Here is a 14080-nt window from a genome sequence, read left to right as displayed (position 1 = left end):
GCCGAAGGCTCAGTCGTGGGCGTGCAGCGGCTTGCCGGCGAGCGCCAGGTGGGCCTCGCCGAGCGCCTCGTTCTGGGTCGGGTGCGCGTGGATGAGCTGCGCCACCTCGGCCGGCAGGGCCTCCCAGTTGTAGATGAGCTGCGCCTCGCCGATCTGCTCGCCCATCCGGTCGCCCACCATGTGGACGCCGACCACGGCGCCGTCCTTGACCTGGACGAGCTTGATCTCGCCCTGCGTCTTGAGGATCTTGCTCTTGCCGTTGCCGCCGAGGTTGTACTTCAGCGCGACGACCTTGTCCGCACCGTAGACCTCCTTGGCCTTGGCCTCGGTGATGCCGACGGAGGCGACCTCGGGGTGGCAGTACGTCACCCGCGGAACGCCGTCGTAGTCGATCGGCACGGTCTTGAGACCGGCCAGCCGCTCCGCCACCAGGATGCCCTCGGCGAAGCCGACGTGCGCGAGCTGGAGGGTCGGGACCAGGTCGCCGACCGCCGAGATCGTGGGCACGTTCGTCTGCATGTACTCGTCGGCCAGGACGTAGCCGCGGTCCATCGCGACGCCCTGCTCCTCGTAGCCGAGGCCGGCGGAGACCGGGCCGCGGCCGACGGCGACCAGCAGCACCTCGGCCTCGAAGGTCTTGCCGTCGGCGAGGGTGACGCGCACGCCGTCCTCGGTGTACTCGGCCTTCTCGAAGAAGGTGCCGAGGTTGAACTTGATGCCCCGCTTGCGGAAGGCCCGCTCCAGCAGCTTGGAGCTGTTCTCGTCCTCGACCGGGACGAGGTGCTTCAGGCCCTCGATGACGGTGACCTCGGCGCCGAAGGAGCGCCACGCGGAGGCGAACTCGACGCCGATGACGCCGCCGCCCAGCACGATCGCGGACTTCGGCACGCGGTCCAGCTTCAGCGCGTGGTCGGAGGAGATGACGCGGTTGCCGTCGATCTCCAGGCCCGGCAGCGACTTCGGCACGGAGCCGGTGGCCAGCAGGATGTGGCGGCCCTCGATGCGCTGGCCGTTGACGTCGACGGAGGTGGGCGAGGACAGCCGGCCCGCACCCTCGATGACGGTGATCTTGCGGGAGGCGATCAGCCCCTGGAGGCCCTTGTACAGGCCCGAGATCACGTCGTCCTTGTACTTGTGTACGGCTGCGACGTCGATGCCCTCGAACGTCGCCCGCACGCCGAACTGCTCCGACTCGCGGGCCTGGTCCGCGATCTCGCCGGCGTGCAGCAGCGCCTTGGTGGGGATGCAGCCGTAGTGCAGGCAGGTGCCGCCGAGCTTGTCCTTCTCGATCAGGGCGACGTCCAGGCCCAGCTGGGCCCCGCGCAGCGCCGCAGCGTAACCGCCGCTACCGCCGCCGAGGATCACTAGGTCGAAAACGGTGCTGGCGTCGTTCGCCACGTCACGTCCTCCATGCATGTGCGCCGGTCGCCGGTCCCCCTTCTCGCCGGGGACGACCGGCCTGTCGGCTGGTGTGCGGCCGATGTCTCGTCGGCCCTGTGGTGGGGGCCCTGTCCTGCCGAGGCCCATCTTCGCATTTGTTGGCGGAAGACGGGACGCGGGGCAGTGCTCTGGTGGCGTCTGATCGATCACCCCAGGAGTTACCCGTGGGTAGAACATCCGGACGCGTCCGCCGATTCCCTGCCAAGTGGTCGGTGGTCGGCGTTTCGTCCACAGCGAACGCGGTACGCCCCGGGAGGAGCGCCACGGCGTGCGTACGGCCCCGGACGCATCCGGGGCCGTATCGACGGACAGGCTCAGCCGAGGTCGCCGGCGCCCATCCGCTCCGCCAGCCTCACCAGCGTGCGGACCGAGGAGCCGGTGCCGCCCTTGGGGGTGTAGCCGTAGGGTGCGCCCTCGTGGAACGCGGGGCCGGCGATGTCCAGGTGCGCCCAGGTGATGCCCTCGCCCACGAACTCCTGGAGGAAGAGGCCGGCCACCAGGCCGCCGCCCATCCGCTCGCCCATGTTCGCGATGTCGGCGGTGGGGGAGTCCATGCCCTTGCGCAGCTCGGCCGGGAGCGGCATGGGCCAGGACTGCTCGCCGACCTCGTCGGCGATCTCGTGGATCGCGGTGCGGAACGCGTCGTCGTTCGCCATGATCCCGAAGGTGCGGTTGCCGAGCGCCAGCACCATCGCGCCGGTGAGGGTGGCCACGTCCACGATCGCGTCGGGCTTCTCCTCGGACGCCTTCCACAGCGCGTCGCCCAGCACCAGACGGCCCTCGGCGTCGGTGTTCAGCACCTCGACGGTCTTGCCGCTGTACATGCGCAGCACGTCACCGGGGCGGGTGGCGGTGCCGGAGGGCATGTTCTCGGCGAGTGCGAGCCAGCCGGTGACGTTGACCGGCAGCCCGAGCCGGGCGGCGGCGACGACCGCGGCGAACACGGCGGCGGCACCGCTCATGTCGCACTTCATCGTCTCGTTGTGGCCGGCCGGCTTCAGGGAGATGCCGCCCGAGTCGTACGTGATGCCCTTGCCGACCAGCGCCAGCGTCTTGGCGTTGCGGGAGTGCGTGTACGTCAGCTTGACCAGGCGCGGCGGGTTCGCCGAACCCTGCCCGACGCCCAGGATCCCGCCGAAGCCGCCCTTGACCAGCGCCTTCTCGTCGAGGATCTGGACCTTGAGCCCGTGCTCCTTGCCCGCGGCGCTGGCCACGGCGGCGAACGCCTCGGGGGTGAGGTCGTTCGGCGGGGTGTTGATCAGGTCGCGGGCGCGGTTGATCTCCTCGGCGAGCGCGAGGGCGCGCTCCGCGGCGGCCTTGTGGGCCTTGTCCCGCGGCTTGGCGCCGAGCAGGGCCACCTCGGCGAGGGGCGCCTTGCCGCTGCCCTTGGCGTCCGCGCCGCCCTGGTAGGCGGTGAAGGCGTACGCACCCAGCAGCGCGCCCTCGGCGATCGCCGCGGTGTCGGCGGCCTCCGAGATCGGCAGCGCGAACGCGGCCTTCTTCGTGCCGGTCAGCACGCGGGCGGCGGTGCCGGCGGCGCGGCGCAGGGCCTCGGCGTCGTACGACCCGTTCTTCTCCGGCGCCGCGCCCAGGCCGACGGCGAGGACGACGGGCGCCTTCAGGCCGGCGGGGGACGGGAGCTTGGTGGCCTCGCCCTCGGCGCCCGCGGCGCCCAGGGTCTCCAGGACGGAGGCGAGCTTTCCGTCGAACGCCTTGTCCACGGCCTCGGCGCCCGGCGCGACCACCGGACCCTTGGCGCCCTTCGCGACGCCGACCACGATGGCGTCGGCGCGCAGCGTCGCGGCGCCGGCAGTGCTGAGAGTGAGAGCAGTCACGGTGGTGATTTCTCGCTTCCGTTGAGTTCCAGGGCCGATGGGGCCACGAGGGGGCTGCGTTGGCGCCCCGTCCGGGAAGAGCCTACGCGCGGTCACCGCGCGGGCTCACGGCGGCGCTTCGCCTCGGGCGCCGTCCGGGTGCGTCGTGCTGCCCCCGCCGCTGCAACTGCGCTGCGCCCGCGCGGGGTTGACGGCGCGCCGCCCCCTTGAGGCCCACTTCCCCGGCGTCCCGGAAAGCCGCCTCCCCGCCGTTGGACGAGACCCTGTCGTGCGTCCGCGGCCCGGTGGTGGGCTACCTGCCGCATGGGCGATAGACCCTAGGGCGTCAGGGTGAGGACCACGAGGGTTGTGGTGGGGGCCGACTCGGCGAGCGCGCCGAAGACGTCGCCGGTCACGCCGCCGAAGCGCCGCACACAATGCCGCAGCAGCGCTTCCGACACGAGGAGCCCCGCCAGCACCGCCCCAGCGTGGCGTACCGCGTCGACCGGGCCGAAGCCGAGAGCGACGGACGCCGCCGCGGCGGTGACGAGGAGCGCCAGTGCCAGGGCCACGCGGACGCGGAGAACGCCGGCGACCGCCGCGCCCAGGCCCTCGGGGCGGGCCGGCGGCACGCCGGTGCGGGAGGCGCAGGTCAGGGCGAGGCGCGCGGTGACCGCGGCGACCACGACGCCCAGCGCCCCGTACGCCCAGCCCTGCGCGTACAGCGCGGCGACCGCGGCGACCTGGGCCAGCAGCACGAAGAGCAGGGTGACGACCCCGAAGGGGCCGATGTCGGACCGCTTCATGATCTTCAGCGCGTCCGCCGCGGGCTTGCCGCTGCCGAGTCCGTCCGCGGTGTCGGCCAGCCCGTCGAGGTGCAGCCCGCGGGTGAGGACCGCGGGCACCGCCACCGCGGCCACCGCCGCGAGCGCCGCCCCCGCGCCCGCGGCCAGCAGCAGTCCGCCGGCCGCCGCCGCGAACAGCCCCACCACCAGCCCTGCCAGCGGCGCGCAGGCCATGCCGACGCGGGCCGCGTCCCGGTCCCAGCGGGTGACGCGCACGGGCAGCACGGTCAGGGTGCCGAAGGCGAAGCGCAGGCCCGTGCCGAGGTCGGCGCGGGCGGGGGAGGTGGGGTCGTCACTCACCGGCGCAGGGTAGCCCAGGGCCCGGCTCGCACCGACTAGATTGCGCGTACCCGGATGATCCGGTGATACCTCGGATATCCGGCTAACCGTCAGGAAGCGGATGGGTGCAGGGAGAGCGGTCCATGGGGCAGTGGTTCCACGACAACATCACCGAGCCCGGCAAGCTACCGACGCTGCTCGCCCTCGCCGCCTTCGTCCTCACGTTCGTGATCACCCGCACCATCACCCGGCTGATCCGCGCCGGCCGCGGTCCCTTCCGCGACGTCTCGCCCGGCGGGCTCCACATCCACCACGTGGTGCCGGGCGTGGTCCTCACCGTCGTCGGCGGCTTCGGCGCGGTCGGCAGCGGTCGGCACGGCTGGGCGGCCGGCGTCTTCGCGGTGTTGTTCGGGATGGGCGCGGGGCTGGTGCTCGACGAGTTCGCGCTGATCGTGCACCTCGACGACGTGTACTGGACGGAGGAGGGCCGGCGCAGCGTGGAGGTCGTGGTCCTCGCCGCCGCGCTCGCGCTGCTGGTGCTCGGCGGCTTCTCGCCGCTCGGCGTCGACTCCCTCACCCCCGAGGAGCGCCAGAACCGGGCCGCCGCCCTGGTGACCGTTCTGCTCAACTTGCTGCTGGTGCTGGTCACCTTTGTGAAGGGCAAGCCGAGGATGGCCCTGATCAGCGTCTTCGTGCCGTTCGTCGCGTTCTTCGGGGCGGTGCGGCTGGCCCGGCCCGGTTCCCTGTGGGCCCGTCGCCTCTACCGCAACCGGCCGCGGGCGCGCGCCCGGGCCGCCCTGCGTTCCTACCGGCACGACCGCCGTTGGGACGGACCGCGCCGGAAGTTCCAGGACCTGATCGCGGGCGCCCCCGACCGGTTGCCGTCCCGGAACCGGTCCCGCCCCGGCGACTGAACGCCGCCGCCGGCGCACCTCGGCCGCCGCGCAGAGCACCAGCGCGGCGACGATGGCGGCCAGGTGCTCCTTGCCGGCGAGGTTCGGCTTGACGACGACCTCGACGACCATGGCGAGGACGACCGCGGCGGCGGTCCAGCAGGCCCGCAGCCGCCAGCACGCGTACACCGCGAGCCCCACGACCGCGGCCGACGGTCCGGTGTCCACGACGCCGGCGTCGGACGCGGGCACTGTGACGAGCCCGCCGAGCCCGCCGAGCCCGCCGGGGTCCAGGGCGATGCCGACGCGGGCGTACAACGTCCCAGCGAGGGTGCAGACGTACGCGACCAGCAGCGTGCGCGTCCGCCCGAGCGCGCACTCCGCGATGCCGAACACCAGCAGGACCTGCGCCAGGGCGCCCCACACGGGCAGGTCCAGCGCGGGCACGAACAACGACAGGGGGGTACGCAGCAGGGCCAGCCACAGGGGGTCCTCGGCGCGGACGGCGCCGACGGTGCGGACGACCTCGTACCCCCAGGTGCGGTGCTGCACCACCTGGAAGGCGGCGATCAGGCAGACCGCGGTGAGCGTCAGCGCGAGGGCGCGCGGCCCGCGGGCGGTGAGCGCCGTGCGCACGGCGGTGTACGGCGGACCCCACTCGCGCCGTACGAACGCGCCCACCGCGCCGGCCGCGGTCATCGCGGGGTCGCTCGTGCCGTCGGGGCCTCCAGGTGTCGGCGGTGCAGCCAGCCGGGCAGGCCCGGCGCTTCGAGGAAGCCCTCGGCGCGGGCCGCCGCGATGGCGATGCGTGGCAGGTCCGCGCTCTTCTCGAAGAGCAGGAACCGAGGCTCCCAGATCGGGCGGTACTTGGCGTTCGCGCGGTACAGCGACTCGATCTGCCACCAGCGGGAGAAGAACGTCAGCAGCGACCGCCACAGCCGCAGCACCGGGCCGGCGCCGAGGCGCGAGCCGCGTTCGAAGACGGAGCGGAACATCGCGAAGTTCAGCGACACCTGGGTGATCTGCACCTCCGCGGCGCGCTGGAGGAGTTCGATGACCATGAACTCCATCAGGCCGTTGTCGCTGTCGCGGTCACGGCGCATCAGATCGAGCGAGAGCCCGTGCGGGCCCCACGGCACGAAGCTGAGCACGGCCCGCAACTCGCCCTCGGCGTCGGTGCACTCCAGCATCACGCACCGGCCGTCGTCCGGGTCGCCGAGCCGGCCGAGCGCCATGGAGAAGCCGCGTTCGGTGGCGCCGTCGCGCCAGTCGTCGGCGCGGCGCAGCAGGACGGCCATCTCCTCGGGCGGGATGTCCGCGTGCCGTCGGATCCGCACCCGGTACCCGGCGCGCTTCACCCGGTTGTACGCCTGGCGCACGGTCCGCATCGCGCGCCCCTCCAAGGTGAACTCGGCGGTCTCCACGAGGGCTTCGTCGCCCAGCTCCAGGGCGTCGAGGCCGTGGCGGGCGTAGATCGTGCCGGCCTCTTCGCTGGCGCCCATCACGGCCGGGATCCAGCCGTGCTCACGGGCCTGGGCGAGCCAGGGGGTGATCGCGCCCGGCCACGCCTCCGGGTCGCCGATCGGGTCCCCGGAGGCCAGGCTGACCCCGCCGACGACGCGGTACGCGACGGCCGCCTTGCCGGTGGGGGACCACACCGCGCTCTTCTCGCGGCGCAGGGCGAAGTAGCCGAGGGAGTCGCGTTCGCCGTGCCGCTCCAGGAGGGCGCGTAGCCGCTCCTCGTCGTCCGCGTCGATCGGGTCGACGGCGCGGCGCGAGCGGAACGCCGCGTACAACACGGCGAGCAGCAGCAGCGTGGACATCACGTTGATGGTGACGTCCACCCAGCCGGGGGTGTCGATGCCCGCGAACGCGGAGTCGTCGGCGGCGAGCGAGCCGAGCCGGACTGCGCCGTACCGCCAGCGCTCCAGGAAGGTGGAGGGGGCGGTCGCGGTGTTGGTGACGGTGACCAGCAGGGCCGCGGCCAGCGAGGTGACCAGCAGCCCGCCGGCCGCGACGGCCGCCGCGAGCTTGGGGTTGGAGCGGTCGCCCTTCGCGTAGAACTCCCGCCGCCCCAGCACCAGCGCCGCGCAGAACGCCGCCGTCAGCGCCAGCGAGATCCAGTTCTGCGGATGGGACCTGATGGCCGCGTCGACCGCGAAGGCCAGCGTGAAGAGGGCGAGGAACAGCCCCCCGAGGACCAGGTTCAGGATCCAGGCGGCCCGCTTGCGGCGGCGCATGGTGATCGCGAGGAAGAGCGTGAAGGCGCCGGAGGCGAAGCCCGCCGTCAGCAGGTACGGGGTGAAGTAGTCGTCGACGTTGTGGCGGCGGATGTCCTGGCCGAGGGAGACCCACACCGCGCTCAGCACGTTGAGGCACGTCACCGCGCGCAGGTACCAGACGGTGAAGGCCCACGCGCGGTGCGAGCGGGTGGTGGCCCCGTCGGGGCGGGTGCGGCTTCCTGTGTCGCTGACCGAATGGAACAAGCGGACCTCTCCCATGAAAAGCGATCATATGGGGCATCGCTGGTCATGGCGGGTCAGGGTACGGCCGCCTCGTCGGTGGCGGCCGTACCCGGCGCGTCAGTCCTTGTCGTCGCCCGCCTCGGGGCCGTCGGCCGCGGCCTCCGCGGGGCGCTCCGGCAACTGGGCCAGCAGCGAGGCGGCTGCCTGTACGAGGGGGAGCGCGAGCAATGCCCCGGTTCCTTCACCCACACTGACGCCCTGGTCGAGCATCGGGTTGAGCGCCATCCGGTCCAGCGCCTTCGCCTGCGCCGGCTCACCGGTCAACTGGCCCGCCAGCCACCAGTCCGGCGCACGGAACGCGGCCCGCTGCCCGACCAGCGCGCACGCCGCCGAGACGACCCCGTCCAAGATCACCGGGGTACGGCGCACGGCGCACTGGAGCAGGAAGCCGGTCGTCGCCGCGAGGTCCGCGCCGCCGACCGCCGCCAGCAGCTCCAACTGGTCGCCGAGCACCGGGCGGGCGCGGCGCAGCGCGTCGCGGATCGCGGCGCACTTGCGCATCCACGCCAGGTCGTCGATGCCGGCGCCGCCGCGGCCCGTGACCACCGAGGCGTCGGTCCCGCAGAGCGCCGCGACCAGGACGGCCGCGGGGGTCGTGCCGCCGACGCTCAGATCGCCCAGCACCACCAGGTCCGTCCCGGCGTCCGCCTCCTCGTCGGCGATCGCCATGCCCAGGCGCACCGCCGCCTCGGCCTCCTCGACGGTCAGCGCGTCCTCGACGTCGATCCGTCCGCTGCCGCGGCGCACCCGGTGCCGTACGACGTCGGCGGGGAGCAGGTCCGGGTCGCAGTCCAGGCCGGCGTCCACGATCCGCACCGGGACGTCCATCCGGCGGGCCAGCACCGCGACGGGGCTGGTGCCCTCCAACACCGCGGACACCAGCGCGTGCGCGCTGCCCGCGGGGCGGCCGGAGACGTCCAGCTCGGCGACGCCGTGGTCACCGGCGAAGAGCACCACCTTCGGGCGGACGACGGGCTCGGGCGGGGTGCAGCCCTGCGCGGCGACCAGCCACTGGCCCAACTCGTCCAGCCGCCCCAGTGCCTTCGGCGGGACCAGCAGCCGTTCCCGGTGGTCTTCGGCGACCTGTCGGAGGGTGCCGTCCGCGCGGGCGATCCGGTCGGAGAAGTCATCGAGAGTCAGCCTGCTCATTCGCCGAACAGTACCGGGTGGCCTCGGGCCCCGTAGGCGCCCGTTCCCCTGCGGGTGCGCTGCCCTCCGCGCTCCGTGACCGCCCGCCGTTCCCCTGCGGGTGCGTTGGTCTCTGCGGACCGTGGTCGCTTCTCGCGCAGTCCCCCGTCCCCTGCGGGTACGGGGACCCCCAGCGCCCCTAAAGACTGCCGCCCTGCGGCGCAGCTGCGCCATGGGGATCCGCCCACGCCCGAAGGGCGGGGCATATAGGGGCGCGGGGAACTGCGCGAACAGCCACAGACGGGCCGCAGACGCCAACGCCCCGCATGGGAACGGCGGAGTGGCATGGGGGCGCGGGGAACTGCGCGATAAGCCCACCACCGGGCGGTAGGGGCCAATGCACCCGCAGGGCTACGGCGGGCGGCAGTCGTTAGGGGTGCTGGGGGTCCCCCCCGTGCCCGCAGGGCACAGGGGCGGAACTGCGCGATAAGCCCACCACCGGGCCGCAGGGACCGGCGCACCCGCAGGGATGCGGCGGGGTGTCAGGGGCGCGGGCCACCCGCACCTGCACCCGCACGCGCGTCAGCGCAGGCGCAAGGGCTGGCCCGCGACCACCAGGACCACCTGTTCGCACTCCGCGGCGAACGCCGCGTTCAAGCGGCCCAGCTCGTCCCGGAACCGCCGGCCCGACGCCGTCGCCGGGACCACCCCCGCGCCCACCTCGTTCGTCACCGCCACCACCGTCCGCGGTGTGGCGCGGACCGCCGCGACCAGGTCCGCCACCCGCTCCCGCAGGGACGACTCGCCGCCGTTCCGCCACGTCTCCTCCTCCCACGCCCCCGCCCGGTCCAGCGCGTCCGTCAGCCACAGTGACAGGCAGTCGATGAGCAGCGGCGGGCCCGGTTCCGTCAGCAGGGGCACCAGGTCGCAGGTCTCCTCGGTGCGCCAGGAGCCAGGGCGGCGGTCCCGGTGCAGCCGGACCCGTTCCGCCCACTCCGCGTCGCCCTCCCGGCCGCCGCCCGTCGCCACGTACGTCACGTCCGGGAAGGTCCAGAGCCGCCGCTCCGCCTCCACCGACTTGCCCGAGCGCGCGCCGCCGGTGACCAGGGTGCGCCGGGGGACGTCCGGCACCGCGTGGTACTCGCCGACGAGCAGGGTCGTCCCGTCCGGCACCGCCCTTGCGCCCGCCGCCGCCAGCCGGCGGTCCAACTCGGGCCCGCCCGGCACGTCGTGGTCCAGATGCACCGCGACCACGTCGGTCGTCGGGCCGACCGCGCCGGCCGCGCGCAGCCGGGCGAGCCCGTCCGGCCGCCCGACGACGTCCGCGACGACCATGTCGTACGGCGCGCCGGCGGGCGCGAGGCCCGCGGGTGCGCCCTGCGGCGGCAGGTACAGCAGCCGGGTCCCGTCGGGCGACGTCACCTCGTACCCCGTGCCCGGGTGGTCCATCGGCACCGCCCGCACCCGATGCCCGCTGATCAGGGTCAGCACCCGGCCGTCCGGCACCCGGCCCGCCGTCGGCAGCCCGGCCGGCAGCTCCACCGCGGGCCCGTCGTGGGGGTGCGTCAGCAGCACCTGGCGCACCCCCACCAACGAGTGGCCCGCGCGCGCGGCGGCCAGCGCGGCCCCCGGCGTCAGGTCGAGCAGCAGTGCTCCGTCCACCAGCAGGGCGGTCGCGGCCCGCGCCTGCGGGCCCCGGGCGAGTGCGCACACGGCGCACGGACAGTCGGACCTCGGCAGCCCGGCGGGTGCGCCGGTCCCGAGCAGGGTCAGTTCCACGCCCTTGATACTCCCGTGTCTTAGCCGGTGCTGCGCGCCCGGCTACGCTGCGGGCAGGACAGAGATCACCGACGGCCTGCGGAGGCGGACATGGCGTGGACGTGGCGGTTCGAGAAGTCCGACGGAACGGAGGTCGCGCCCTCGGTCGAACCCGAGGAGTTCTCCACCCAGGGCGATGCGGAGTCCTGGATCGGCGAGCACTGGAAGTCCCTGTGCGAGGGCGGTGCGGACCAGGTCGTCCTCTCCGAGGACGCCACCGTGATCTACGGGCCGATGAGCCTGCACGCGGAGTGACCGACGGGCGCCCCGGACCCCCGGGGCGCCCCGTCCCCTCAGATCTCTCCGAGCGTCACCTGCGCCGACTTGCGCTCCCCTTCCCTGAGGAAGGTCACGGGCACCTTCTCGCCCGGCTTGTCGGACGCCAGCGCCTCCGCCAGCGAGGTCAGGTTGGTGATCGACGCGTTGCCCACCTGCGTGATGATGTCGCCGCTGCGCAGCCCCGCCCGGTCGGCCGGGCCGTTCTTCTCCACCTCGACCACCGCCACCCCGGACGGCTGGTAGTTGTCGTCGAGGACGGTGCGTCCGATGATCCCCAGCGCCGCCCGGCCGGAGTCCGTCACCCGGCCGTACTTGATGATCTGGTCGGCGACGGTCTTCACCATCGTCACGGGGATGGCGAAACCGATGCCGGGAGCGGCGCTGCCCAGGTTCGGGTCGGTCGCCGCCAGCGTCGGTACGCCGATCACCTCGCTGTCCAGGTTGACCAGGGCGCCCCCGCTGTTGCCCGGGTTGATCGCCGCCGAGGTCTGCACCATGTTCGCGATCGTCGCGCCCGTGCCGCCGCCGGACGCGCTCTCCGTCACCGTGCGGCCGACCGCCGAGACGATGCCCTGGGTGACGCTGCTGGACAGCCCGAGCGGGGAGCCCATCGCCAGGACGATCTGCCCGACCTCGACCTTCGCGGAGTCGCCGAACGTGGCGGGCTTCATGCCGGCGGGCACCTGGTCGAGCTTGAGGACCGCGAGGTCCTGCTCCGGGTAGGAGGACACCAGCTTCGCGGGCAGCGGCTGTTCCCCCGTCGCCGTCGTGACCTGGAAGGTCTTCTCCGCGCCCACGACGTGGGCGTTGGTGATCAGATGGCCCTTGTCGTCGTAGACGACGCCGGAGCCCAGGCTGTCGCCGGCCTCGATCTGGACGACCGACGGCAGCACGTCCTTGATGACGGTCTCGTAGTCCGTCTGGAGGTCGTTGGCGGCCTTGGGCACGGCGACGGCCCGGGTGGAGCTCTCCGGCTTGGCCGCGGCCGATGCGCCCGCGCAGCCGGCGGCGAGGGCGCCGGTGGATATCGCGGCGGTCAGCGACAGCAGCAGGCGGCGGAGGGCGGCGCGGCGGTGGGGTGAGTCCATGCTCGGAGTGTCCCTTTTGCCGGGTTGCGTCGGCCTGTTGTACGCCTCCGATCAGGTGGCCGCCGCCCGGCCCCGGTCCCGGCTCCGGCCCGCTTCAGGAGGCCGGCACCCCCGCCTCGTCCTGCTCGACCGCCCGCTCGGCCCCGCCCGGCAGCGCCGGCTCGGACGCCAGGAACTGCGTGGCCGCCAGCTCCCCGTACAGCGGGTCCCGCGCCACCAGCTCCTGGTGCGTGCCCACCGCACGCACCTTGCCCGCGTCCATGACCACGATCCGGTCCGCCAGCGTCACCGTCGACAGCCGGTGCGCCACCACCAGCACCGTGACGTCCCGCGACACCTCGGCCACCACGTCCCGAAGCGCCAGCTCGTTCACCGCGTCCAGCTGCGACGTCGCCTCGTCCAGGAGCAGCAGCCGGGGTCGGCGCAGCAGGGCGCGGGCGATCGCCACCCGCTGGCGCTCGCCGCCGGACAGCTTGGAGCCGCGGTGGCCCACGACCGTGTCCAGGCCGTCCGGCAGCCGGTCGACGAGCGCGTCCAGCCGCGCCCGTACCAACACCTCCCGGACGTCCTCGTCCGTGGCGTCGGGGGCGGCGAACAAAAGGTTCTGCCGCAGGGTGCCGGCGAGCACCGGCGCGTCCTGCTCGACGTAACCGATCGCGGCGCGCAGCTCGGGCAGCGACCAGTCCCGCACGTCGCGGCCGTCCACCAGGACCCGGCCGCCGCTCGCCTCGTAGAACCGCTCGACAAGGCCGAAGACGGTCGTCTTGCCCGCGCCGGACGGGCCGACGAAGGCGGTCATGCCGGCGCCCGGCACGGTGAAGGAGACGCCGTGGTGCACGGGCGGCAGGTCGTCGCGGTAGCGGAAGACCACGTCCTCGAAGACGACCGTGGCCGCCCCGGAGACCTCGGGCCGGCCGGACGCCGACGGCCGCGGGTCCAGGTCCTCCGTCTCCAGCTGCTCCGCCTCCACCAGCCGCGCGATCGCGGCCGAGCCGATCTGGTACTGCGTCGCCGCCTCCACCAGCCTGCTCACCGGGTCGATCAGATAGAAGAGGAAGAGCAGGAACGCCACCAGCGTGGAGACCGAGATCTCGCCGGACGCCACCCGCGCCCCGCCGATGCCCAGCACGGCGAGGAAGGACACCTGGATCGCCAGGCCCACCGACGACCACGCCACCGCCTGCCACTTCGCCGAGCGCACCCCGTACCGCCACGCGGTCGTCGCCGCCTGGTTGACGACCTCGGTCTCCCGCTGCTCGGCGCCGGACGCCTTGACCGTGCGGAACGCCCCGAAGGCCCGCTCCAGCACGGTGGATATCTCGCCGACCGCCTCCTGCGCCTTCTTCGTCGACTTGGAGATCTGCGGCATGACGAACGAGACCACGCCGCCGATCAGCACGATCACCCCGAGCGTGACCCCGAGGAGCACCGCGTCCATCAGCGCCATCAGCACGATCGTGGCGACGAACGAGACGCCGCCCGTGATCGCGGAGACCACGGACTGGGTCGTCACGGCCTTCAGCAGGGTGGTGTCCGAGGTGATCCGGGACATCAGGTCGCCCGGCTGCGTGCGCTCCACCTCCGGCAGCCGCAGCCGCAGCAGCCGCCCGATGAGCGTGCGGCGGGCCGCGAGGACCACGGACTCGGCGGTGCGCTCCAGGACGTACGCGCCCACGGACTCGATCGCGGTGCCGACCACCACCAGGGCGGTGAGCACCACCAGGATCCCGGCGATGGAACCGTCCTCGCCGAGCCGGTCGACCAGCGCCTTCGCCGCGAGCGGCTGGGCGAGCGAGGCGACCGCCCCGACCAGGGCGAACACGGCGCCGAGCGCGACCGCCCAGCGGTGCGGCCGGAAGTGCGCGTACAACGCCCGCCAGGTCTCCCTGGCGGGCAGCTTGGGCGTGTCGGCGGGCTCAGATCCGCTGGGACTGTCACCGGTTCTCGGCCGGGTGACGTCGTCATTTCGGG

General features: G+C 73.6%; 10 protein-coding genes and 1 pseudogene. 2 read left to right on the top strand and 9 right to left on the bottom strand.

The window, feature by feature from the left end; translation table 11 throughout:
* Window positions 1-9: 9 nt before the first annotated feature.
* The 3 genes from lpdA to AB0E05_RS20350 form a co-directional block, all read right to left on the bottom strand.
* Window positions 10-1398 carry a dihydrolipoyl dehydrogenase gene (gene lpdA, locus AB0E05_RS20360; RefSeq protein WP_361965333.1) on the bottom strand — a complete coding sequence of 463 codons (1389 nt, stop codon included), beginning with the start codon at window positions 1396-1398 and terminating at the stop codon, window positions 10-12.
* A 356-nt stretch (window positions 1399-1754) separates the two neighbouring features.
* Entirely contained in the window at window positions 1755-3275 is a 1521-nt protein-coding gene (locus AB0E05_RS20355) for a leucyl aminopeptidase (protein WP_361965331.1), read from the bottom strand.
* A 317-nt stretch (window positions 3276-3592) separates the two neighbouring features.
* Window positions 3593-4399 (bottom strand): adenosylcobinamide-GDP ribazoletransferase, encoded by an 807-nt coding sequence (locus tag AB0E05_RS20350; RefSeq protein WP_361965329.1) that lies wholly within the window; start codon window positions 4397-4399, stop codon window positions 3593-3595.
* 122 nt (window positions 4400-4521) lie between these two features.
* Between AB0E05_RS20350 and AB0E05_RS20345 the strand changes: the two genes are divergently transcribed.
* The gene (locus AB0E05_RS20345) at window positions 4522-5292 is read left to right on the top strand and encodes a hypothetical protein (RefSeq protein ID WP_361965327.1); all 771 of its coding nucleotides are present in this window, start codon (window positions 4522-4524) and stop codon (window positions 5290-5292) included.
* Window positions 5293-5322: 30 nt separating this feature from the next.
* On the opposite strand, the pseudogene AB0E05_RS20340 reads toward AB0E05_RS20345, so the two are convergent.
* The 4 genes and pseudogenes from AB0E05_RS20340 to AB0E05_RS20325 form a co-directional block, all read right to left on the bottom strand.
* Window positions 5323-5970 (bottom strand): annotated as a pseudogene (locus AB0E05_RS20340) (hypothetical protein); the annotation flags it as partial.
* Window positions 5967-7772, bottom strand: a complete 1806-nt coding sequence (locus AB0E05_RS20335) for a phosphatidylglycerol lysyltransferase domain-containing protein (RefSeq protein ID WP_361965325.1) — start codon at window positions 7770-7772, stop codon at window positions 5967-5969. The pseudogene AB0E05_RS20340 and the gene AB0E05_RS20335, both read right to left, overlap by 4 nt.
* An 81-nt stretch (window positions 7773-7853) precedes the next feature.
* Entirely contained in the window at window positions 7854-8945 is a 1092-nt protein-coding gene (gene cobT, locus AB0E05_RS20330) for a nicotinate-nucleotide--dimethylbenzimidazole phosphoribosyltransferase (RefSeq protein WP_361965323.1), read from the bottom strand.
* A gap of 561 nt (window positions 8946-9506) precedes the next feature.
* Entirely contained in the window at window positions 9507-10703 is a 1197-nt protein-coding gene (locus AB0E05_RS20325; RefSeq protein WP_361965321.1) for a bifunctional adenosylcobinamide kinase/adenosylcobinamide-phosphate guanylyltransferase, read from the bottom strand.
* Between the two features lie 90 nt (window positions 10704-10793).
* On the opposite strand from AB0E05_RS20325, the gene AB0E05_RS20320 reads away from it, so the two are divergent.
* The gene (locus tag AB0E05_RS20320) at window positions 10794-10997 is read left to right on the top strand and encodes a hypothetical protein (RefSeq protein WP_361965319.1); all 204 of its coding nucleotides are present in this window, start codon (window positions 10794-10796) and stop codon (window positions 10995-10997) included.
* Window positions 10998-11035: 38 nt separating this feature from the next.
* On the opposite strand, the gene AB0E05_RS20315 is transcribed toward AB0E05_RS20320, so the two are convergent.
* Both AB0E05_RS20315 and AB0E05_RS20310 read right to left on the bottom strand, forming a co-directional pair.
* Window positions 11036-12109 carry a trypsin-like peptidase domain-containing protein gene (locus AB0E05_RS20315; protein WP_361965317.1) on the bottom strand — a complete coding sequence of 358 codons (1074 nt, stop codon included), beginning with the start codon at window positions 12107-12109 and terminating at the stop codon, window positions 11036-11038.
* A 94-nt stretch (window positions 12110-12203) separates the two neighbouring features.
* Window positions 12204-14006 carry an ABC transporter ATP-binding protein gene (locus tag AB0E05_RS20310; RefSeq protein WP_361965480.1) on the bottom strand — a complete coding sequence of 601 codons (1803 nt, stop codon included), beginning with the start codon at window positions 14004-14006 and terminating at the stop codon, window positions 12204-12206.
* Window positions 14007-14080: the final 74 nt, after the last annotated feature.

Origin of the sequence: Streptomyces sp. NPDC048057 (genome assembly GCF_040653095.1) — a bacterium.
GTDB lineage: Bacteria > Actinomycetota > Actinomycetes > Streptomycetales > Streptomycetaceae > Streptomyces.
The sequence above is the reverse complement of the archived record's forward strand: the minus strand, read 5'-3'. Positions and strand labels throughout refer to the sequence as shown.

Coding starts and splice junctions, on each gene's coding strand:
- cobT (WP_361965323.1), bottom strand. CDS start 8,945: ATGAGCAGGCTGACTCTCGATGACTTCTCCGACCGGATCGCCCGCGCG.
- AB0E05_RS20335 (WP_361965325.1), bottom strand. CDS start 7,772: ATGGGAGAGGTCCGCTTGTTCCATTCGGTCAGCGACACAGGAAGCCGC.
- AB0E05_RS20320 (WP_361965319.1), top strand. CDS start 10,794: ATGGCGTGGACGTGGCGGTTCGAGAAGTCCGACGGAACGGAGGTCGCG.
- AB0E05_RS20315 (WP_361965317.1), bottom strand. CDS start 12,109: ATGGACTCACCCCACCGCCGCGCCGCCCTCCGCCGCCTGCTGCTGTCG.
- AB0E05_RS20345 (WP_361965327.1), top strand. CDS start 4,522: ATGGGGCAGTGGTTCCACGACAACATCACCGAGCCCGGCAAGCTACCG.